The organism is Sporolactobacillus terrae DSM 11697, assembly GCF_000648615.1.
GTDB classification, from domain to species: domain Bacteria; phylum Bacillota; class Bacilli; order Bacillales; family Sporolactobacillaceae; genus Sporolactobacillus; species Sporolactobacillus terrae.
Genome location: NZ_JFZC01000063.1, coordinates 85,864 through 106,531, shown reverse-complemented (window position 1 = coordinate 106,531; position 20,668 = coordinate 85,864). Strand labels below are relative to the sequence as shown.

Below are 20,668 nucleotides of genomic sequence, written 5' to 3'. Positions count from 1 at the left end.
ATAGGAATCACATACTTCTTATCAAGAGAAGCTGAGGGACTGGCCCGATGAAGCTTCAGCAACCGTCGCCGTATCGGCGACAAGGTGCTAAGTCCAGCAGGGAAATCTGAAAGATAAGGAAACCTACCAAGTGTTTTCTTATCCGGTTAAGAGAACGCTTTTTTCATTTCTTTAACTTGGTGTAGATGGGTTTGCTGAAGACAAAGGGGGGATGCCTCATCGTTGAGACAGTTATGTTGGTGTTTTTCCGAGTAAGCCTATAAAATTACCAAATAATTTTACATAGGTTTCAAGACTTTAGCTGTACGTCTTAATTTCACGCTGCATTTTGGAATGAATTGCATGTCAATTCATAGTAAAAAGGTAAATTTAATATTTTTAATGGAGGTATTTTGCTGTGAACCATCTTCGAATGAATCGTTTTATTTGTTTAATGATTGGATTAACTCTGGTGTTTACTCTCGTCGGCTGCGGATCGCAAGCTTCCGATCAAACAGATTCTGCCCCTACAAAAGGGGGGACTTTGAAAGTAGCCTATGCTTCAGAACCTGATACATTAGATTGGTCGTTTACTTCGGCCACCGCGACACGGGATATCGGTTGGAATATTTTCGAAACACTTTTTGCTTTGGATAAAAATTACACGATTAAGCCGTTACTGGCAACCGATTATAAAGTAAGCAGCGACAAGAAACACTACACCATCACGCTTCGCAAACATGTCCCGTTTCAAGACGGATCGGTGATGTCGGCCGATGATGTCATTGCGTCACTGGACCGATGGAGAAAAGTATCTTCTGTAGGCCAAATCACGAACAGCTATATTAAAAAAGTAAGCAAATTAAATGATCAGACCCTTCGTGTTGATTTGAAAACGCCTTACTCCTCCTTTATCGAAAGTATGAGCGCACCGAAATCTGCATTGGCGATCATTCCTGAAAAAATAGCGAAACAAGCGCTTGATCAACCTTTAAATACAAAGCAGCTCATCGGAACCGGTCCCTATCAATTCGCAAAATGGGACAAAGGGCAAAAGATTGAATTAAAACGGTTTAAAAAGTACGCATCGCGCAAAGAAACAAATTGGGGCGGCCTGACCGGGAAGAAAACGGCCTATTTCGATAAAGTCGACTACTTGATCGTCAAAGATACGACCGTCAGGCAAAATGGTTTGAAAACCGGCTTATATGACTATGCGCAAGGCATTCCTTCAGATCTCTACGACACGTTAAAGCGTTCCAAACAAGTCGCACCGGTGACTTATATTAATGGTTATTCGACGCTGACACCCGATAAAAGTGAACCGCCGTTCAATGACCTAAAAACGCGGCAAGCATTGAATGCAGCGTTAGATAAAAAGGCAATTGCGCAAGCAACTTATGGAAATCAAAAGTTTTATCAGCTGGACGGCGCCCTTTTCGATCCTTCACAAAAACAGCTCTATACCAAGGAAGGCACTGAGGGTTACCTTGCCTATGATAAAGCCAAAGCAAAACGGCTTTTGAAAGAATCAAGTTATGACGGCAAACCACTGACGATCATTTACTCGAATGACAACGATAACTACAAACGGATTGCAGAAATCGTCAAGCAGCAAATGGAAGAAGTCGGATTTAAAGTCAATTTGGTTCCTTATGAATGGACAACCTTCCTCGCGAAATGGAAAGATCCAAAGAACTGGGATCTGGAAGTCGTCGGTTGGTCGACACGCTTCTCACCAAGTGAATTGGGCATGTTAGTGCTGAATTCGAATAATAGCGGCTGGTATAAAAGCCAAAAATGGTCTTCCCTTTTAACGCAATGGGGCAAGGCGGACACAGATGTTCAAAGAAAAGCCGTTTTGAAACAAATGAACGAAACGGTATACAGCGAACTGCCTTTCTATAAGATCGCAAACGAATCATCGTTTGATCTGCGAAGCACCAAGCTGCACTATGACAGTTGGTTAGGTGAACGATTCTGGAACACTTGGAAGACAAGTGAATGAGACCGTGCATCGTCTGAGTCGTTCCAGCAGATGAAGGAGGAAAAGTCTTGCTTAGATATATCGCAACGCGTGTCGTATCGTTAATCCCTATATTATTTATTGTCAGCTTGATTGTCTTTTTGATCATACACTTGACCCCAGGCAATCCCGCTGCACTGATTTTGGGACAAGACGCCAGCCGCGCAAGTATTCATCAATTAGAGAATAAATTGGGGCTTAATGAACCTTTGTTTATTCAATATTTGGATTGGATGAAGAAACTCTTAACCGGAGACTTGGGCCAATCGGTGTATTCATCTGAATCTGTAAAAGGAATCATCATTTCCCATATCGGACCAACCATTAATTTGACGGTCTTTGCACTTGTCTTAACATTACTTGTTGCAATCCCTACAGCTGTCATCGCTGTTTGGAAGCGTAATACATTACTAGATCCTATTTTCATTTCGCTTTCTTTACTCGGCGTTTCCATCCCTGCGTTTTGGCTGGCCATACTGCTTGTTTTGATTTTTGCGGTCACGTTTCCTATTTTCCCGGTTGCAGGATACGTTCCGCTTTCCAGAAATTTCTTCAACGGGCTCTACCACCTCTTCCTGCCGGCCGTTATTTTAGCTTGCGTGGAGACGGGGTTGATCGCAAGAATGCTGCGCGACGGCATGCTGGAAGCAATTGGCCAGAACTATACGAAAACGGCTCGAGCAAAAGGGCTTAGTGAAAGCGCCGTGCTTTTAAAACATGTATTTGTCAATGCCTTGATTCCTACAACAACCGTTGTCGGTACGATGGTTGCCGGACTATTAGGCGGGACGGTTATCGTGGAGACAATTTTCACGATTCCAGGTATCGGTCAATTGTTAATTGATTCCATCTATCGACGCGATTATCCCGTCATACAAGGCGTCATTCTGTTTATTGCTGTGATCTATGTCTTGGTCAATCTGCTCGTTGATCTTATTTATACTTTATTGGATCCTCGGATTCGATATAACTAAGGGGCTTAAAGCATGCTGAAAAAAAGAATTTGGATTGCTGCCGGCATTTTGATTGTCTTGCTGTTGGCGTCGGTGACTTCTTCTTGGTGGCTGCCGCATTCACCGACACATATCGAAGCCACTCAGCGCCTACATGGCATTTCAGCCCACAATTGGTTTGGTACCGATCACTTTGGGCGCGATGTTTTTGCACGAACGATTGCTGCAGCCAAGGTTTCCTTTTTCATCGGGATGGCCGTTGCATTCATTGCGACCGTCTTAGGCACTCTTGTGGGGCTCGTTTCCGGCTACTATAGAAAAGTTGATTTTATCATCATGCGCATTATTGATGGGATGATGGCTTTTCCTGCTTTACTGTTGGCGCTCGCTCTTGTTGCTGCACTCGGCGGATCAATGACCAATATCATCATTGCCCTGACCTTTGCCAATTTCCCGCAAATGACGCGCGTGATTCGCTCAGCGGTACTGAAAGTCAAACAGCTTCAGTTTATTGAGGCGGCTGTGACCACCGGAACAGGTCCATTCACGATCTTGTTTCGCTACGTGTTGCCAAACGTGAGTTCTCCGATCATTGTGCAGGCAACCTTTACGTTTGCAAAAGCAATATTAGCAGAAGCAGCCCTAAGCTTTTTGGGTCTGGGCATTAGTCCATCCATTCCAACATGGGGAAACATGCTGCAGGAAGCACAGGAATATATCACAATCGCGCCTTGGCTGAGTATCTTCCCCGGCATTGCGATCGTCATCACCGTGCTTTCGTTAAATATTCTCGGAGACGGATTAAGAGATCTCCTTGATCCGCACAGGACTAAAACCATGCAGCCTCTCAAGCGCAAAACGCAGCTGAAACGCGCAAAAACAGAGTCGACAAAGCAGGAGGTGATCTAATGCTCGAGGTTAACCATTTAAAAGCCTATATTGATTCATCCAACGGTCTCGTAAAAGCCGTTGATGATGTGAGCTTCTCAATCAAGCGCGGTGAAACAATCGGCATTGTTGGTGAATCCGGCAGCGGAAAAAGCGTTTTAGCCCAATCCTTAATGCAATTAAATCCTTCACCCCCTGTGTTTTATCCTCAAGGTGAAATTTTATTTGAGGGCAAGGATCTGTTAAAAAAATCGACTAAAGAATTATGCGCGCTTCGCGGTAATGAACTCGCGATGATCTTTCAAGATCCTCTATCAAGCTTAAATCCTATTTTTAAAGTGGGCAGACAGCTGATCGAAGCGATTCAAAGCCACAAAAAGATCGCTCATAAACAAGCAGAAGCTCAAGCATTGCAGTTGCTCAGCGATGTTGGGATTCATCAACCCCAACAATGTATGAAAAGTTATCCGCACGAATTATCAGGAGGAATGCGCCAGCGCATTGTGATCGCAATGGCATTATCCGGCGAGCCGAAACTGTTGATCGCTGATGAACCGACAACGGCTCTGGACGTAACGATTCAAGCACAGATCTTAGGGCTGTTAAAACAAATCCAATTGAAATACAAGACGGCGATCATCATCATTACCCATGACTTGGGCATTGTTGCAAAACTCGCTGATCGCATTTTAGTTATGTACTCGGGAAAAATCGTTGAAGAAGGAACGGCGGAAGACATCTTCTATCAGACCGCGATGCCCTATACATGGTCACTGTTGCGCGCGATTCCCAGCTTGAAATTGACGCGCCATGATCGTCTGATGTCCATTCCCGGGCAGCCGCCCAATCTGGTTTCGCCTCCCGCCGGGTGCAATTTCAGTCCAAGATGTCCCTTTGCAACACCGCAATGCATGGATACGGAGCCTGAACTGACCACTGCTGGGGATCATCACAAGAAAGCATGCCTGTTAACCGCGCAAGCGTTTGAAGAAAGCAAGCATCGCTTTGAACAGAAGCAGCCTGAGGAGGTGTAACGCGGTGAGCAGTGAACTCGTACAAGTCAAAGATTTGAACGTCACGTTTACGAAAAAACACGGTTTTCTAAAGCATCATAGCGATGAGACGAAAGCCGTAAACAACGTGAACCTATCCGTTAAAGAAGGCGAAACGCTCGGCATTGTCGGCGAATCCGGCTGCGGGAAAAGTACGCTGGCACGAACACTCTTGACCCTGCAGAAACCAACCTCCGGAACCGTTTTATTTAAGGGAAAAGACATTTTTCAATACACGCATGCTGAAAAGCATAAATTCCGAAAAGATGTTCAGATGATTTTTCAAGACCCATTCTCAAGCCTTAATCCAAGAATGAGCGTCGGTGAAATCATTGCCGCACCATTAAAAGCTTTTGGCTATCCAAAAGAAGCCATAAAAAAGAACGTCCGGACATTAATGGATCTGGTTGGCATTGATCCGAAATATGCCAACCGCCTGCCCCATGAGTTCTCCGGAGGACAATGTCAACGCATTGGCATTGCCCGAGCCATCGCGCTAAAGCCAAAACTGATTGTCTGTGACGAACCGGTCAGCGCCTTGGATGTATCGATTCAAGCACAAATCATCAACCTGCTGAAAGATTTGCAGAAAGAATTTAATCTCACGTACCTGTTTATCTCTCATGATTTATCGGTCGTCAAAAATATTGCGGACCGAATTGCCGTTATTTATTTGGGACAAGTGAAGGAACTAGCAAGCAACGAATCCTTTTTTACACATCCTTCACACCCTTATACCAACAAGCTGCTTTCAGTGATCCCGATTCCTGATCCTAAAACAGCAAAAACAAGAACATGGACCTTTGTGAAAGAAGACCAACCGAGTCTGATCACTCATTCATCAGGCTGCGCGTTCTATCCTAGATGCCCGATTGCACAAGATTACTGCAAAACGCATGATCCTGAATTGACCCAGCTTGCCGAACACCATGACGTTTCCTGTTTCTATCCGATGAATCAAGAAACGTGATAACCAGCGCTTACAAATCATTATCTGCCCAACACATCCCCCTGAATTGGTATCCAAGAATTCAGGGGGTTTTTAATGGTTCATCCACAAAATTCCCCAAACGGCACATCGCCATTTGGGGAATTCGTTTTTATCATTCGGGATTGGACTGTCTTTCTAGTTTTCGAGCACTGGTTAGTCCTTCAATCCTTCGTTTTCCAGTTGAACTCTTCGGCACTCTTTGTCGTGCCATGCCGTAACACATAAGGAGCATCACTTTGCTTGAGCTTGTTTTACAATGTCCATTGGACCCAGAAAATTCATGTACGAATAGCCCCAATTATCTCTTGCATTATTCAAACGACCTTCGTAATTATTATTATAGCAAGCAAATACTATTTTTGGCTCTTTATAATATTTGGTCAGATAACGATGTACATGATCAAGATACTTTATCTTATTCTGATGCTCTTTTTTTATTTTTCCAAACGGTAAATTCCCAGGAATCACACTTGCAATGTTTGCCTTGCATTCTATAAATTCCATGGTTTTATTATCACATTTATGGAAAACAGAGTCGCACAAGTTCTCACTTTCTCCCACTAAATAGTTTCCATCATAAATAGTAGGTTCTAAATAGCATGTCTGATCTTCCCATAGTACAAAAAACGGACCAAGGAGAGATATTGTTTGTTCTAAAATTTCGCCCCGAAGATCTGAGAAACGCTTCTGGTGATAGATCTCAATCATGATTCTTATTAAATATTCTTTTGTGGCTAAAGTAGCCTTAAATCTTGGACTATGTATTGTCAATCGAATTGTCTGTTCTATTTGGGGAAAACGATGATGCAGATTGTTTTTATACAGATCAAAAATTCTTCCTATATAAATAAACGTATCAATGTTTTTGTGTATCTCATCTACAATGCACGTAACTAAAGAATTATTCTTGGAGTTTTTACAACCAATGAAACTTAAAGTCATACAGCAGCCTCTAATATTTTGGTAATTTTTTAAAAACCGGAATAACAAGTGAGGATAGCCCCATTCTTGTCGACAGACTGCTGAAAAGTTCTCTCGCATAGGGCCATACATTGACAGGTACATTATTTTCAGCAAATGTCTGGAATTCAGTCTCAAAATCTGTCATATCCTGTTTTTCTGGATTCTCATCCATTGCAATCATATACTTTAATTCTAAAGTACACTCTATCGAAAACAAGATACTTTCTTTATTTACTTTATTAAATGGTGTTTCACCCTTTTCTCCTGCGTAATATGGAGCCACTCTAAAAAAAACCGGAATAATAATTTCAATTCCAGTTTGTTCAATACTTTTAACATCGTATTCCAAGTGAACCTTAAGTGAGTGATTCTGTTCTTGAAATTTCTTATTTCTACTACATTTTAACTTCGAAACATAGATATCATTAAGTTGGATGATTGAAATTAATGTATCATATTTACTAGGCATTAATTTTACCTCGTCTTATCCAGCAAGTTTGTATTTTATATCCGATTGAATCTCTTGCTTTATATTAACTTTAATCGTTCTTCTAATCTCACTTCTATTAGGAAGTTCATCAAGATTAAGATCAAATTCCAAATAAGATGGCAATTCCGCCAAATAACTTAACATGGTTTCTACTTGATCCCTCTCAAAATTACGATCTGAGGTAAAGAGATTAAGGTAGATAGCCTTTTGATTATCAAATACACTATTTAATAGTTCAAAATCATTTGATCCAATAATTTTATTATGGATGTTCTTCTCTAAATCCTTTAATTTTTGAAAACCCTTATTGTCAAACCACTTCTGTACTAGAAGTGTTTCTTTCATCAAATGATCCCATTCTTCCTGATTAATGCCAGCCTTCAACGTAGATTCAAGTAAACAGCCTTTTATTTTCATAAATCCATAACCTATTCTTTCCCGAACCTCATCCAATTTTGACTGTAAGACGGAATGATAAGAAAAGGGCTGATCCTTAATCAGACGATCATTTATACTGTATTGGACATTCGTTGAAATGGTCGTTCTACTCATATTAACAGTGTTCATTGTCATAGCCCCCCTACAAAGAGACATATAAATACACCCCGATGAGATAAAAGATTCGCTTGATTGCGATTGTTTTATTATTATGGTGTATTTATATGCAACGCATACTCAAAAATGTTGGAAATAGCAACGGGTCATTACAAGACAGAGTTTGGAATTATTTTCTTAGGAACAGTATAATTTACATCGAAAAATACTTCAACCAAATGACGCTTTTTAATTTTCAATTGAGCAACACAGCTTTAACCAGCTTTGGCCTTAGGGAAACTCTGGGCGTCGATTTTATATATTTTTGTTTTAAATAAAGTATCCTGTATTTCTTGACTGTTCAGATAATGTTTATGAAATATGCAAAAGAAAAAGAGGTCGATTAACCTCTCCCGACTCTATGAATAAATATGCCTTATTGACAACCAACACGTATTTCTCACTCCATTTTAGTTTCTAAAAGCGGGGTCTAAACCCACCGTCTTTAGACGGTATTCGCTTTTAGCCTTATCTTTTCGTGTCCATACTTTTTACAGAGGTGAAAAGTATGGACGGTTATCAAAAAAGTGGTCATGCGATCTATGATATCAAGTATCACGTGATCTGGGTAACAAAATATCGCTATAAAGTGTTGCGAGGCCAAATTGCTGTCCGGTTACGGGAACTGATCCGGCAAGGGTGTGAGGCTAGAGGGATCACAATACTGCAAGGAAGCGTAGGTAAAGAGCATATTCATCTGCTGATCTCCTGTCCACCAAGTCTGGCTCCAAGTAAAGTCATGCAGTATCTGAAAGGACGTTCATCTAGATTATTACAGGATGAATTTCCAGAGTTGAAAAAGCGATACTGGGGCCAGCATTTATGGTCCAGAGGTTATTTCTGTGCAACGGTGGGCACGGTGACAGAGGAAATTATCCGTACTTATATTGCCAACCAATCAAATAAAATCAAGGATGACATTTTCAGGATTGATGACTGAGTTCAGTCAGAATTCAGTGTGCATTGAGCACAAGGCCTTCAGAAGACTTCAGTCTTGAATGGCGACTTTAAGTCGCAGACATTTATGTCTGAACCCACCTGCTTTAGCAGGTGGTCGTTTAGAGAACATGTCGTTCGTTTTGGCTTTAGTACCTGTTTGCAAAATATTTTGGTATCCGAACGGTTTAATTTTTTAAAACCATGCGCTCAGAGGTTACGACAAAACCCAATGATTCAACAACCCTTTTGATTTCGTCGCTGCTCCGGTAGTCGCCAAGCTGCGGCTCGGTTTGGGTGGCGTACCAGATGGCCCGCATGACAATGCCTCCCAAAGGATAGAATTTGCCGTTCATCATGAGATGGTGCTTTTCAAATTGATCCGGATCTTCATGAAGCCGGACCAGCTGCGCGTTGTCCATTTCTTCGACAGCAAGCAAGATATGATTCGTGTTTAGGCCTTTTGGAATCATTGGCACAGCCCCCCTTATTATCATTATTTTCTGACTTCATTAAGTATAGCAATTCGTTTCTCCATCAATCAATACCGTTCACTGTTTGTTCGTAATTCAGCGACTAATCCTTCCTTTTTTGCTATTTATTGTAAAAAAGCAATCAATATTCCGTAAAATGAAAGCATTACTCGCACTGCTTCTTGTATGTCCACCATGTACAGCTCAATTCACCAACACTCCCTTTTAACAAAATGCAGGGCCACTCCATATTTTTTCTGATTTTTCCCACCATTTCCTGTTCAATCTCCCTATATAAAAAACATAGCGCATGATTCATCATGAACCACATCAGTCACCTGCCACTTGCCGCGTTCAAATCCTTTACAAAAAACTTAATCCCCGAAAGGAGCTCCATATTATGCCATTTACTGACTATTTTGCTGCCCCGTTCGAATCTGCCTCTGACGCTTTTGAAAGACTGATGTGGAAGTACGAACCGAAAATCAAAAAAACAGCACGCCAGAACACCGATCGCTACACGAACTATTTGTTCTGTGATGCAGATTACGACGAAGCCCTGCAGATCGCGCGTAACGCATTTTGGGAAGCCAACTTCAAATTCGATATCGCCAAGGTCACACCCGAAAAGAATCCGGAAAATGTGTTCATTGCTTTTGCAACCTCATTGATGAACGGCCGTCTCTCCGACCATCTGCGCAAGCATTACAGAAACACGACCCGCGAATCCTATTGCATGGACAGCGATCGCAGCTACGACATTCCTGATGAAGCCACCGAACCGCTCAACATGCAAATGCTCCGGCTTCTCGAAGAGCATTTACCCAACCTCACCCCACGGGAGGCGCTGTATCTCAAGCTCAGCTTATTTCACGATTGGAGCACCAAACAAATCGCCGAAGCCGCTCACGTCTCCGAACACACCGTCCGCTCATGGAAAAAGTGCCTGCGCAAAAAACTGCAGCCTTTAAAAGAAGAGTTAAGAAAACGCAAATGATACTTAAAAAATCATCGACCGGATCAGCACACGCTACCGGTCGATTTTTTTGTGCTTAAGGAAAAAACAAAAAATAGTCGGAAGGACACTCCTGCCTGAAAATAGATGCATATTTTAGTTAAAAGGGGGTCAGAATTCACTATTAATCTCCTTTTTTATTGTTTTAAATTACTTCTCACAGTCCTATTTAAGCGATATTGAAAAGGGACGTACAATGCCCTCAATTGATAAACTCAGTTCTATATGCACAGCTCTAGAAATATCTTTAGGCGATTTTTTTGGACAAGAATATCATCTTTATTCAGACATAATTCAGCTGATGGATAATGTAAAAAAACTAACGGATAAAGAACGTCAATATCTCAATACGTTTATCGAAGAAATACTGAAAAGAAATTAAACACGCGGAATGCACCACAAAACAAATCCAACCGATACAAAAAGATCGATCCAAAACACAAGCGATAGGTGATGGATCGGCTTTTTATACTTTCGGCTTTCATTTTCATTCTCTATTGCTGATTATGGCGCAATAGTCATAACAGCAGGGGATTTAATGTCGAATAGTGTCGATTGCCTGCTTTCCCGCAAAATCTCAATGCCCTTTTAGGCATTTCGCCCGTGTTCATCAATTGGTCACATTTTGTATACTAGAGACAAATTAAAACAATGAACCTTCATCGCTTGTTCCTTCCAGAGACACATCGCGTTGCATTCCTTATTCATCAAACCCATTGAACAGTTCCTATTCTGAAGGTGATAAAATGAGAGTAAACATAGGCGGCTCTAGCTCAGCCGGCGATACCCAAACCTACGATGCCGAATCACTAATCACAGCCGCCAAAGCACATGCCAAACATTACCAAACGTTACGTGATCAATTTCATAACTTGCGCACCGCATTCCAGCAGATCGCAGGACTCGGCCCCGAATTTCAAGGCAAGGGTGCGGACGCGATTAAACACTTTTATTCAGGACAAATCAATGTCGTTGATGCCTGGCTGCGGCTGATTGACAAGAAGATTGCCTATTTCCAAGGTGTTTCCGGTTCAATCGAAGATAAAAATCTTGGCGGAGGCACCGAAATTCACGTCCCCTTCTTGAATGAAGAACTGTCGATGAGCTACGCGCGATCCAAAGAAATGGTGCGCGAGCAGCGGGATGACATCGCCAAAATTTTGAGCAACATTTCTGATCTTGTACCGATCAACGTCTTTTCCAACTACGACGTCGATCACGCTTTAGATGCCGCTGACAAAAAGCGCGCACAAACAACACGCGATGTTCAAGATCTGGATCAGTCCTTAACGAATGAATACCGGCAAATCAGTGAAGATCTGCCGCACATCCAAGCACTCTATGAAGCACTGATCCATGTGACCCGCCAAGGCGCCGATGTGCAGCCGATGCATTTCAACGCGACCGCCTATCACGACAGCAAAATCTATCAAGTTCAGGATGAAATGCAAAAGGAAACGCAAAAGTACTTGGAGATTAAAACGCAGCAGGAACAGGCACGTCACGTGTCGAAAAAAGACACACAGCCCGTCAATCCCCTGCTGGCAAACGCAACCAAAGCGGCGATCATGGATCAGGAAATTCAGTATGGCTTGCGCGACGGCGCAAAAGATGCAGTCAAGGACACCGTCCTCGGTCTATGGGAGTCAGCAACTCATCCGGTCGAGACACTCAAAGGCACTTGGCACGCAGCGACCCATCCGATTCAAACGGCTAACCTCATCAAAAACGCATTGGTTCAGTCGTTTGATAAAGAGATGGTGCACGGCAACGCCTATACACGCACAAGATGGGTCACCTATGCCATCACCACGCTGGCAACCTCTGTTGTCGGTACCAAAGGCATTGACAAAATCAGCAAAGTGGCCAAAGCCGGAAAAATGGGCGAAGCTGCAAGCAAAGTGCGCAACACCATAAAAACAACACGAACCAAGAGTACAGCATGGGTCAATCAAAAACTGGATCAATGGAGCAGCCCTCCCCTGCCCCGCACGCAGTTTGCGGACGGTCCGGTGCCCTACAATGTGATTGACTCCAAAAGATTAAGAAATAAACTTGATCAGCTGCCAGATCGTACCGCCCCACTCCCCAATCAAAACGATCAGGTGCGGGATCTGATTCAGCAGGCGTCGGCTAAAAAAGTTGATGGTTTAAAAAGTAGTGAAAAAACGAGTCAATCCAGTATTGTTCCTAAATTATCAAACTTATCATTGGACGAACAAATAAAACTTGCAGATCAGTATAAACAAAAAGCTCCAATTGAAATCCCTGATGATGCGAAAATAAAAGCACAAAGTAAATCTACTGGTTATGAACAAATCTCCTATAAATGGAGTGAGGACCATTATAAATATGAAGCAAGATGGCATACAAGGACTCCTGGCGCTCCAAAGAATCAAGGAAATACTTGGGTTATTCAGAGAACGGTACCCGGAAATGGCAGCAATAAGCCTAGAACATTTTTTAAAATAGATGTTGATGAATGGATTGCGGCGACCGAATGGTATGCTGCAATAAGTGCTAGAAAAGCCAATAAAGCCACAAAAGACCAGATCAATCTTTTGAATAAAGGGCATTGGAAGGGGTAAAAAAATGATCAATACAAAGTTCTATGACGGCTTTGAAGGAGAAAGCGAACTTTCTTTGGTGAGTGGAATAAATAAGCTAGTTATTTGGAATGGATATTTTGAAATGATATTGGACAGTCTGATCGAATTAGGCATTGAGAAAAAAGGAATTGTTAAAGAGTATTTCTACCATGAAGGTTGGTATGATAATTCTCCATGGCTAATCAGCGATCTTCCGTTAACCATTCGTCAATTAAAATTAGTAAATGCAGATCATTTCAATAGTGACCGTACATCAAAAGAAGCAATAAAAAATGTTCTTAAAGAACTCATATCTTTTTTGGAATTAAATAGCGATCAAAAAGTATATATAGAATATGATTGATATTAGGCTAATTAATCATTAATTAAAATCCAAATAAAAGTTGGACGTGTACTTGCCTTCTTTTATCATTCATAATGTCTTATTATACTTGAACTTTCCCCTTCCGATTTAGAACTTATGAAGCTTGGGAGACCTCCTGTCTGGAAAGATGGAAGTAGCTTTATCACCCCAATCTCATAAAATTGAAAACATTAATAGACAAAGTTGAAAAATAAGAAATAAAATCATATGAAAAAAAGATTAGAACGAATGATTCGTAAAAATAAGAATTCCTTTTTTACATGAGTATTCATATAAGTAAAAAAGATCTATGTAACCAATAAGTTGGACATAGTTTTAAGCTTTGTTCGGTGGTTGAAGTCTGGTATTCAATCGGATTTTGACTACCGAGCTTTCCTAACCTCTAGATGCAATGCACGCCGGGCACGTGTCGAAAAAAGACACGCAGCCCGTCAATCCCCTGCTGGAAAACGCAACCAAAGCGGCGATCATGGATCAGGAAATTCAGTATGGCTTGCGCGACGGCGCAAAAGATGCAGTCAAGGACACCGTCCTCGGTCTATGGGAGTCAGCAACCCATCTGTTCGAAACGCTCAAAGGTACTTGGCACGCAGCGACCCACCCGATTCAAACGGCCAACCTCATCAAAAACGCATTGGTTCAGTCGTTTGATAAAGAGATGGTGCACGGCAATGCCTATACACGCACAAGATGGGTCACCTATGCCATCACCACGCTGGCAACCTCTGTTGTCGGTACCAAAGGCATTGACAAAATCAGCAAAGTTGCCAAGGCCGGAAAAATAGGCGAAGCCGCCAGCAAAGCGCGCAACACCATAAAAACAACACTGGCAAAGCACGCTGAATCAGTGAGTGATAAACTTAATGAGTGGAGTACTCCCCTATATCCCCGCACACAATTTGCAAACAGTCCGATCCCTTACAATGTGATCGATACCAAGGGATTAAGAGATAAACTGCAGCAGCTGCCAGATCGTACCGCCCCACTCCCCAATCAAATCGATCAGGTGCGGGATCTGATTCAGCAGGCGTCTGTAAAGAATGTTGACGCTGTGTCACAAGATCCACAATACACTTTAGAAACGATGAAGCACATTTATCATGGAATAGTGAATAAACATGGAAAGGCTGTTGGATATCACCACGAAAGCATGATGGGAGGAGAAATAGTCCCAGGCACTGAAAAAGTTCCTGACAAAAACAGAGTTTATATGGCAAAAGTTAAGATTGATAATGTAAGAAAAATAGCAGATTCAAGTTTCTTTCCAAAAGACTGGAACCGTGCTGAAGTAATAAGGGCTATTGATGAAGCCTACCAATCTAGGAAACCTATTCGGTTAAATAAATATCGAGGAATCACTTCATCGGGTATTAAAATCGAAATGTACTTAAATAAAGATGGTTCCATTGCAACTGCGTATCCATTATATAAAAAATAATTGAGAGGGTGAATTAAAACTTATGAAGTATTCATATGAATTTAAAAAAGATCCTTTTGGTGATTTAGGAATAACTTTGCCGGAAGAAATTAGTCTTTTCACAGATTTCATTGAAAATATCGCTTCAGAGGAACAAGTAGATGAATATATAGGATACATCGATAAAGTCTTAAACGGAACATATGAAAACTTTGAAATTGAATTGAATGCAAACAATGTACTCATAAAAAAAGAAGTAACGAGTGTTGAAAATCCTTTTCAAATTGAAGCTCCTTGCAAGAACACGATTGAAACTGGAGAGTTTAAAGAATTATTAAAAGTTTGGCGAAGTAAAATTCCAGAAATATTCAAAGATTAAATGCTACATTCGAAGAATTATTCGAAAGTGGTATGTCTTTGGAAGAAGAACATATCCTTATTTTGAAGGCGGCCATCAGAATAGGTCACTCGTGCCAAAAAATAGGCCAGGAGGGTAAACTAACAATCGGATTGTCCCTCCTGGCCTTCATTTATACAATTAGGCGTTGATCGAGATAGTCGTCAATCATTTTAATACCGATTTTAACGAGCTCATCGTTACTGATCGTTTCGTTGCTATTAAAAATAGCTTCGATCAACGTGTCTGAAAGGCGGTTAAAGCAGCATTAGGATATTGGGTAAGAGCTATCCACAAAGCTATAACTCGTTTCCTAATCCACCCAGCGGAACGCTATCCTATTTGACATAAATATCGTTTTAAATATACCCCACTTCGTCATTCAAAAATCCAACACCTAATTTAGTCGGCTTTGGGGAACGGACGAGCGGTTAACTCAACTGTTGCTACTCCACCCAGGCTTTGGTTTCCTTCAATCGATAAGAGTTGCCATTCATATAACTGACTGTGATGAATATTATTATTGCTTGGACACAGGAAAATTGAGGAATTGACAGCATTGAAGCAGATAATTTTTAGGAATTCTTCTATAACCGATTAATGGACTCAAAAGAGGCATGGGAAGAAAATGAGTGAAAAAAACTCATAAAATCTGCATTCGCGTGTTTTTATACCAAGGCGGTCGATCTATTTGTAATTATGTTGAAAGAGTATTACCAAAAATGACACACGGTTCTGAACACGCCTAATGTGGATGTGATGTACGGACTATACAAACCAATCTCCTATTGATCCTCATCGGGCAAGTACCGGGAACCAGAAGCTACTAATCAGATAAATTGAGAGAATGTAAAAAATTCTACGAAAAAAACGATCGGACTAGCCTATATCTGCTACCGGTCGTTTCTTCTGTGCTCCAGCATCCGCCTGCGGTTAAAGAGGTATACCCGCCCATTCTACGTCTCTTTAATCACTTTCCTCCTCGAAGTAAATAGGATTTGAAAGAACCTCTAATTTCTTCTCTGTTCCGCCGTAGATTCCATAAACCTCGACACGCAGAAATTTGGCGTTAGGAAGCCGCTTCACACGTTCAAGCTCTGTACAATTCTTTTGTACGGTTTCCACTTCTCGAGCTTTGTCGGTAATAAAGTGAATTTCTTCGCCGCCCTTGAGCTGACTTAACGATACCATGATGTCACGATTCACGTCTGTAGTATCGCCGAATGAAGCTTCTCCGCACGTCAGATCCAGTTTCGGTGCGGTAATTGTATACGTGATATAGCCGCTTCCATGGCGTATTGCCAAAAGAATATCCTCTGGATCTTTTGACCAGGCATAGACGCAGTACGTCGGTACGCCCAAACTGTTGAATAAACCTGGGCGATGAAAGTCACTTCCGCCAATCGCCGGAATCTTCTTCCCATCACAAAGTTGGCTGTGCCACCACTCAATGGCCCGTTCATTTCGCTCAGCGATTACGCCATTCCAAACTTCGATCGCATCATAAGGGACATCAAATCCCCATTCCCAAGGACAATCCGGGCAAAATGGATGGTTGAGTACCGTTAATGCCTGGTGATTCTTTGCCTCTGTCATTTTCCTTCGCGTTTCGTTAAGCGAATGGGTGACAAAATTTCCGTCGAATGGTTTGACGGTACCGAGAAATCCCGCATGGCCCTTGTATTGGGTCCACTCCATTCCAGGGATAACCGTTAATGCTTCTGAATTAAAATAATTGGTATCCATGGCAAAGTTATTATGATCGGTGATAAAAAGAAAATCCAGATTTAGCTCTCTTGCTTGCCGTACAACGGTCTCAATTGAGAGTGTTCCGTCAGAACGGTTGGTATGCACATGCGTGTCCCCTTTAAACAATCTTCGGCGCTTCGGCGTTAATAAAATTGTATAGGTGACTTCAATTCCTTCTTCCGGAATCTTATAAGCGCCTAGAGTAATCGTCCACACTCCAGATTTAATTGGATACTTCAGAAAGCCCACAGAGCTTTCCGTACTGGAGAAAAACAAGTGCGCACGATTTGAGCCTGATGACCCAAGATAGCATTGATCCGCAGCAGTTATTGAAAAATCAAGCGTTGCCTGCTCCTTAGCGAACGTGGCGTCTTCTCTTTTCGTTTGCTTTACTCTCTCATAACTGTATTCGATATCCAGACGTTCAATCCCTTCCCCAACCTCGAAATGGAGGGGCAGATAGGACCCTTCATCTTTTTTCTCAATATATTTTTTAATGACGCGTTTATTTTCTGACATTTGAATCATTCTCCTTCTTTTAGATGTGTTTCGTTAGCCACATGCTGCGTGTTCTCATTGTCATTACTGATGAAAAAAGTCATCAGTAAACTGAGTATTGCGGTAGCAAGTGGGAAAACAACAAAGAGAAATTTTGCCGCTTGATCCGGTGCATCACCTGGGGATGTCCCACTCGAAAAATGATAGAACTGTTCGACAAGAAAAAAAGCGAAGCCAATAAAGATTCCATTGACGCGGTACATGAGATTGAAAAAACTGCTGTACACACCTTCTAATCTTTTTTTATGCTTCTCATAGCCACGGTCAATTAATAGAGCGCCAACAAGATCTGAAGAAATCATAACGCCCGCAATGCCAAATCCGATTAAACTGCTAAATAACGTCAGCGTTAGAAAATCATTGGAAAACAGCAGTAAAAAAAAGCCAAAAAGAATGATGCCCGTACCCACTCTTAGAACATTCAGAGCAGAAAAGAAACACGAAATGCGTCCCCATACCCCCATGCCAACGACCGTTACCAGAAGTACAACAAAGAAGATCAATGATGTCCTGGTTGCATCGAGATGCAGCGCATATTTGATAAAAAAGGGCATACTTTGCATAAACAGAGCAAACGAAATGCTATAAAATGCCGTTGCGAAGCCATAGGTCCAAAGATTTTTTTCCCGCATCACCATCGAGAAGCTCTCGGTAAAGCTGACTTTGACTTTTGGTTGGTGATGAAAGCGTTCATGACAGCCAAAAGCACTGAACCAGATAATGAACCAAGCAAGCACGCCATAAATAATCGCCACACTCAAATAACCAAAACGTTCCGTTATAACCGGTGTTAACGCAATACTGATCACCATCGCGGCAACTTGAAAGGCCTGTCTGAGAAGATTCGTTTTAATGCGCGTCTTGATCTCAGGAAAGAGCTCCGGAAAAAGTGATCCATAGTTCAAATTAATGATCAAATCCAACGCGGTGGTCAGAATATAAAAGATCCCGAGATAAACACCAATCCAAACATTGCCTTCACTAAATGGCAGGCTGAAAAAACCAATTAAAGAAAAAACGAGTAATGGTGTGGACACGACAAGCCACGGTTTCCTTCGTCCCCAACGCGTCTGCGTACGATCCGATAAATAGCCAAACCAGAAGATATTCAACACATCAACAATTGTGTAAACAAACAGAATGATAGAAAACTGCTTTGATGTGATGCCCACTTGATCAATACAATAAATCGCGGCATAGGTACGGAGCAGATTAATCGGAATCGACGTACCAAACATACCCACGGCGTATCTTAATGGATGTGTCGTTCTCCCTCCTAACCGCTCCGCACTCGAGTGATCACGTCGTTCCTGCACAACAACTCACCCTTTTACCGAGCCGAGATTCATGCCACCCACTAGGAATCTTTGCGCAATAATATAGGCGACAATTAAAGGAATAACCGAAATGACTATACCAGCCATAATCGCGTTCGGTGCAATAAACGCCGTCCCTGAATTTGCCGTACTATTAAAAATCAAGGAGCGGAGAACGACCGGCAAGGTATATTTATTTTGATCGGTAATAATAGTCGCAGGTATCAGCAGGCTGTTCCATTTTGAAACAAAAGAAATGAATCCAACCGTAACCAAGCCCGGAATGGACATTGGCAGATAAATTTTCATAAATATAGTAAATTCACTCGCATGATCAATTTGTGCCGCTTCAAATAATGACGAGGGAATAGATTCAAAATAATTTTTCATCAGAATGATGCTGAAGCCGGACATCAATCCATTAACAATCAATCCCGAATACGTATTGAGTAAGCCCAAATCGCGATTGAGACTATAGAGAGAAACCAGAGTCAATTCACTTGGAATCATCATTGTAAGTAAGACAAAGCCTAAGATTACTTTGCGCAAAGGCAAATCCTTTTTTGTCAAAATGTAGCCAACAAGGGCCGAGAGTAGCACCTGAAGAAATGTGCCAAGGGTAGCGACGAGTAAGGAATTCAAAAAGGGGAGCCACAAGTTCTGCGTCTTCCATATCGTGAGAAAACCCTCGATCGAGAATTCTTTTGGAAAAAGTGTAATCCCCGGCATCATTGAATTTTTATTCGTTGAAAAGGCGATGGCCAATACATTAAGAAACGGAACAATCATTGAAATAAAGAGAACGAGCAACAGTAAACTGCTTAAAAAGCGTACGGGACGCGACAGTTGATTTTTTTGCTTTTTAAAGCGCAAACGAATTCACTTCCATTCTTTGTTGAACACCAGTTTTTGAAAGACGTAGGTAACCAAAAGAGTAAGGATAAGCAAAATCACAGAAGCTGATGTTGCCACACCAATATCAAATTTGGTAATTCCTCGTTCAAAGATATAAACCAAAGGCGTTTTCACGGAATCGATGATCGCTGGATTCCCCATCACATAGACCTGATCGAAATTGGTGAATAGACCAATGACGCCAAGTAAGCAAATCGTCTTCATCGTTGGGACCAGTTCAGGAAGAATAATTTTGATGATTTGTTTCCCCCGTGAAGCGGCATCAATTTGAGCAGCCTCAAACAAATTTTGATTGATCACAAGGATACTGGCCAAGAACAGGACTGCTGTGTAGCCAATGTCTTTCCACGCTCCGGTCAGAATCATAATGAGCTGGGCATATTGGGGTTCCGTTAAAAAATGAAAAGGATCGCGATCCAAAGCGATCAATAGACTGTTCACTAATCCGTGTGAACTTAACAGATACACCCAAATACCGCCAACAATCGTCCATGAGAATAGGTAAGGTAAAAAAGTAGTTGTTTGGATCAGTGAACGAAACGATTTCGTTCTTATTTCATTAAGAAGTATGGCAAGCATTAAGCCGCCAACGAATACAAGAACAAAAGTACCTAAACCGATTGAAAAGCCATTCCAGAGCGAGGAGAGAAACTCCTTATCCGCAAATAGCTCAAAATAATTCTCAAATCCAATCCATTCGACATTTCCTAATAACTTACTCTTTTGGAAGCTCTGCACAAATCCCATAATCAGCGGTATATAGGCAAAGACACTAAAATAGACGAGCAGAGGAATGAGCATGAGATAAACAAAACGATATTTTTTCATTTTTCGTAAGGTCTGAGACGTTGATGCAACGAATGGCCGCAATTGAATCATTCCTCCTTTCATTGAATTGAATCAGGCGCCCGAGCGCTTGTCGTGAATGGCTGTGCTCAAGACAAAATCTGATCTTTTCTATAAGAAAGGTGTATTTCTATGAA

At 41.7% G+C, this 20,668-nt stretch carries 20 protein-coding genes and 1 riboswitch; of the genes, 12 read left to right on the top strand and 8 right to left on the bottom strand.

The window, feature by feature from the left end:
• Positions 1-15: 15 nt before the first annotated feature.
• Positions 16-120: riboswitch (SAM riboswitch) on the top strand.
• A gap of 277 nt (positions 121-397) precedes the next feature.
• From AA84_RS0112815 to AA84_RS0112795, 5 genes are read left to right on the top strand one after another with little or no spacing between them, the layout of a single operon-like run.
• Positions 398-1,987: an ABC transporter substrate-binding protein gene (locus AA84_RS0112815; RefSeq protein WP_028977528.1), complete on the top strand. Its 1,590-nt coding sequence runs from the start codon at positions 398-400 to the stop codon at positions 1,985-1,987.
• A gap of 47 nt (positions 1,988-2,034) precedes the next feature.
• A complete protein-coding gene (locus tag AA84_RS0112810) occupies positions 2,035-2,979 on the top strand; it encodes an ABC transporter permease (protein WP_028977527.1) in 945 nt (314 codons plus the stop codon).
• Between the two features lie 12 nt (positions 2,980-2,991).
• Positions 2,992-3,867 (top strand): ABC transporter permease, encoded by an 876-nt coding sequence (locus tag AA84_RS0112805; RefSeq protein ID WP_051578019.1) that lies wholly within the window; start codon positions 2,992-2,994, stop codon positions 3,865-3,867.
• Positions 3,867-4,880, top strand: coding sequence for an ABC transporter ATP-binding protein (locus AA84_RS0112800; RefSeq protein ID WP_028977525.1), 1,014 nt, complete (start codon positions 3,867-3,869; stop codon positions 4,878-4,880). The genes AA84_RS0112805 and AA84_RS0112800 overlap by 1 nt, the downstream gene beginning before the upstream one ends.
• A 4-nt stretch (positions 4,881-4,884) precedes the next feature.
• Positions 4,885-5,868 carry an ABC transporter ATP-binding protein gene (locus tag AA84_RS0112795; RefSeq protein WP_028977524.1) on the top strand — a complete coding sequence of 328 codons (984 nt, stop codon included), beginning with the start codon at positions 4,885-4,887 and terminating at the stop codon, positions 5,866-5,868.
• A 252-nt stretch (positions 5,869-6,120) separates the two neighbouring features.
• Here the strand turns inward: AA84_RS0112795 and AA84_RS0112790 are convergent, their stop codons facing one another.
• The 3 genes from AA84_RS0112790 to AA84_RS0112780 are packed head-to-tail and all read right to left on the bottom strand — an operon-like array spanning position 6,121 to position 7,909.
• The gene (locus AA84_RS0112790) at positions 6,121-6,831 is read right to left on the bottom strand and encodes a hypothetical protein (protein WP_028977523.1); all 711 of its coding nucleotides are present in this window, start codon (positions 6,829-6,831) and stop codon (positions 6,121-6,123) included.
• 10 nt (positions 6,832-6,841) lie between these two features.
• Complete coding sequence (locus AA84_RS0112785; protein ID WP_028977522.1) at positions 6,842-7,321, bottom strand: hypothetical protein; 480 nt, start codon at positions 7,319-7,321, stop codon at positions 6,842-6,844.
• 15 nt (positions 7,322-7,336) lie between these two features.
• A complete protein-coding gene (locus tag AA84_RS0112780; protein ID WP_028977521.1) occupies positions 7,337-7,909 on the bottom strand; it encodes a hypothetical protein in 573 nt (190 codons plus the stop codon).
• A 535-nt stretch (positions 7,910-8,444) separates the two neighbouring features.
• Here AA84_RS0112780 and tnpA point away from each other — a divergent pair.
• Positions 8,445-8,876: an IS200/IS605 family transposase gene (tnpA, locus tag AA84_RS0112775; RefSeq protein ID WP_028977520.1), complete on the top strand. Its 432-nt coding sequence runs from the start codon at positions 8,445-8,447 to the stop codon at positions 8,874-8,876.
• A 184-nt stretch (positions 8,877-9,060) separates the two neighbouring features.
• Here the strand turns inward: tnpA and AA84_RS0112770 are convergent, their stop codons facing one another.
• Positions 9,061-9,345 (bottom strand): hypothetical protein, encoded by a 285-nt coding sequence (locus AA84_RS0112770; RefSeq protein WP_028977519.1) that lies wholly within the window; start codon positions 9,343-9,345, stop codon positions 9,061-9,063.
• A 400-nt stretch (positions 9,346-9,745) separates the two neighbouring features.
• On the opposite strand from AA84_RS0112770, the gene AA84_RS0112760 reads away from it, so the two are divergent.
• From AA84_RS0112760 to AA84_RS0112735, 6 genes are all read left to right on the top strand, one after another.
• Positions 9,746-10,342 (top strand): sigma-70 family RNA polymerase sigma factor, encoded by a 597-nt coding sequence (locus tag AA84_RS0112760; RefSeq protein WP_028977518.1) that lies wholly within the window; start codon positions 9,746-9,748, stop codon positions 10,340-10,342.
• Between the two features lie 145 nt (positions 10,343-10,487).
• Entirely contained in the window at positions 10,488-10,742 is a 255-nt protein-coding gene (locus AA84_RS19655) for a helix-turn-helix domain-containing protein (protein ID WP_152540378.1), read from the top strand.
• Positions 10,743-11,106: 364 nt separating this feature from the next.
• On the top strand, positions 11,107-12,948 hold the full coding sequence (locus tag AA84_RS0112750) for a ribonuclease YeeF family protein (RefSeq protein ID WP_028977517.1): 1,842 nt from the start codon (positions 11,107-11,109) through the stop codon (positions 12,946-12,948).
• 4 nt (positions 12,949-12,952) lie between these two features.
• Positions 12,953-13,312 carry a hypothetical protein gene (locus AA84_RS0112745; protein WP_028977516.1) on the top strand — a complete coding sequence of 120 codons (360 nt, stop codon included), beginning with the start codon at positions 12,953-12,955 and terminating at the stop codon, positions 13,310-13,312.
• Between the two features lie 427 nt (positions 13,313-13,739).
• Entirely contained in the window at positions 13,740-14,771 is a 1,032-nt protein-coding gene (locus AA84_RS19440; protein WP_236628089.1) for an EndoU domain-containing protein, read from the top strand.
• A 22-nt stretch (positions 14,772-14,793) separates the two neighbouring features.
• Entirely contained in the window at positions 14,794-15,129 is a 336-nt protein-coding gene (locus tag AA84_RS0112735) for a hypothetical protein (RefSeq protein ID WP_028977515.1), read from the top strand.
• A gap of 984 nt (positions 15,130-16,113) precedes the next feature.
• Here AA84_RS0112735 and AA84_RS0112730 read toward each other — a convergent pair.
• Genes AA84_RS0112730 through AA84_RS0112715 form a run of 4 tightly spaced genes read right to left on the bottom strand, consistent with a single transcriptional unit; the run spans position 16,114 to position 20,564 of the window.
• Complete coding sequence (locus AA84_RS0112730; RefSeq protein ID WP_028977514.1) at positions 16,114-17,415, bottom strand: CehA/McbA family metallohydrolase; 1,302 nt, start codon at positions 17,413-17,415, stop codon at positions 16,114-16,116.
• 5 nt (positions 17,416-17,420) lie between these two features.
• On the bottom strand, positions 17,421-18,770 hold the full coding sequence (locus tag AA84_RS17870; RefSeq protein WP_152540375.1) for an MFS transporter: 1,350 nt from the start codon (positions 18,768-18,770) through the stop codon (positions 17,421-17,423).
• Positions 18,771-18,776: 6 nt separating this feature from the next.
• The gene (locus AA84_RS0112720) at positions 18,777-19,643 is read right to left on the bottom strand and encodes a carbohydrate ABC transporter permease (protein ID WP_037563616.1); all 867 of its coding nucleotides are present in this window, start codon (positions 19,641-19,643) and stop codon (positions 18,777-18,779) included.
• Positions 19,644-19,649: 6 nt separating this feature from the next.
• Positions 19,650-20,564, bottom strand: a complete 915-nt coding sequence (locus tag AA84_RS0112715; RefSeq protein WP_051578016.1) for an ABC transporter permease subunit — start codon at positions 20,562-20,564, stop codon at positions 19,650-19,652.
• Positions 20,565-20,668: the final 104 nt, after the last annotated feature.

Excerpts from the sequence above, each read along its gene's own strand:
- AA84_RS0112805 (WP_051578019.1), top strand. The coding sequence starts at position 2,992 with ATGCTGAAAAAAAGAATTTGGATTGCTGCCGGCATTTTGATTGTCTTG.
- AA84_RS0112800 (WP_028977525.1), top strand. The coding sequence starts at position 3,867 with ATGCTCGAGGTTAACCATTTAAAAGCCTATATTGATTCATCCAACGGT.
- AA84_RS0112790 (WP_028977523.1), bottom strand. The coding sequence starts at position 6,831 with ATGACTTTAAGTTTCATTGGTTGTAAAAACTCCAAGAATAATTCTTTA.
- AA84_RS0112785 (WP_028977522.1), bottom strand. The coding sequence starts at position 7,321 with ATGCCTAGTAAATATGATACATTAATTTCAATCATCCAACTTAATGAT.
- AA84_RS0112780 (WP_028977521.1), bottom strand. The coding sequence starts at position 7,909 with ATGAACACTGTTAATATGAGTAGAACGACCATTTCAACGAATGTCCAA.
- tnpA (WP_028977520.1), top strand. The coding sequence starts at position 8,445 with ATGGACGGTTATCAAAAAAGTGGTCATGCGATCTATGATATCAAGTAT.
- AA84_RS0112770 (WP_028977519.1), bottom strand. The coding sequence starts at position 9,345 with ATGATTCCAAAAGGCCTAAACACGAATCATATCTTGCTTGCTGTCGAA.
- AA84_RS0112760 (WP_028977518.1), top strand. The coding sequence starts at position 9,746 with ATGCCATTTACTGACTATTTTGCTGCCCCGTTCGAATCTGCCTCTGAC.
- AA84_RS0112750 (WP_028977517.1), top strand. The coding sequence starts at position 11,107 with ATGAGAGTAAACATAGGCGGCTCTAGCTCAGCCGGCGATACCCAAACC.
- AA84_RS0112745 (WP_028977516.1), top strand. The coding sequence starts at position 12,953 with ATGATCAATACAAAGTTCTATGACGGCTTTGAAGGAGAAAGCGAACTT.
- AA84_RS0112735 (WP_028977515.1), top strand. The coding sequence starts at position 14,794 with ATGAAGTATTCATATGAATTTAAAAAAGATCCTTTTGGTGATTTAGGA.
- AA84_RS0112730 (WP_028977514.1), bottom strand. The coding sequence starts at position 17,415 with ATGTCAGAAAATAAACGCGTCATTAAAAAATATATTGAGAAAAAAGAT.
- AA84_RS0112715 (WP_051578016.1), bottom strand. The coding sequence starts at position 20,564 with ATGATTCAATTGCGGCCATTCGTTGCATCAACGTCTCAGACCTTACGA.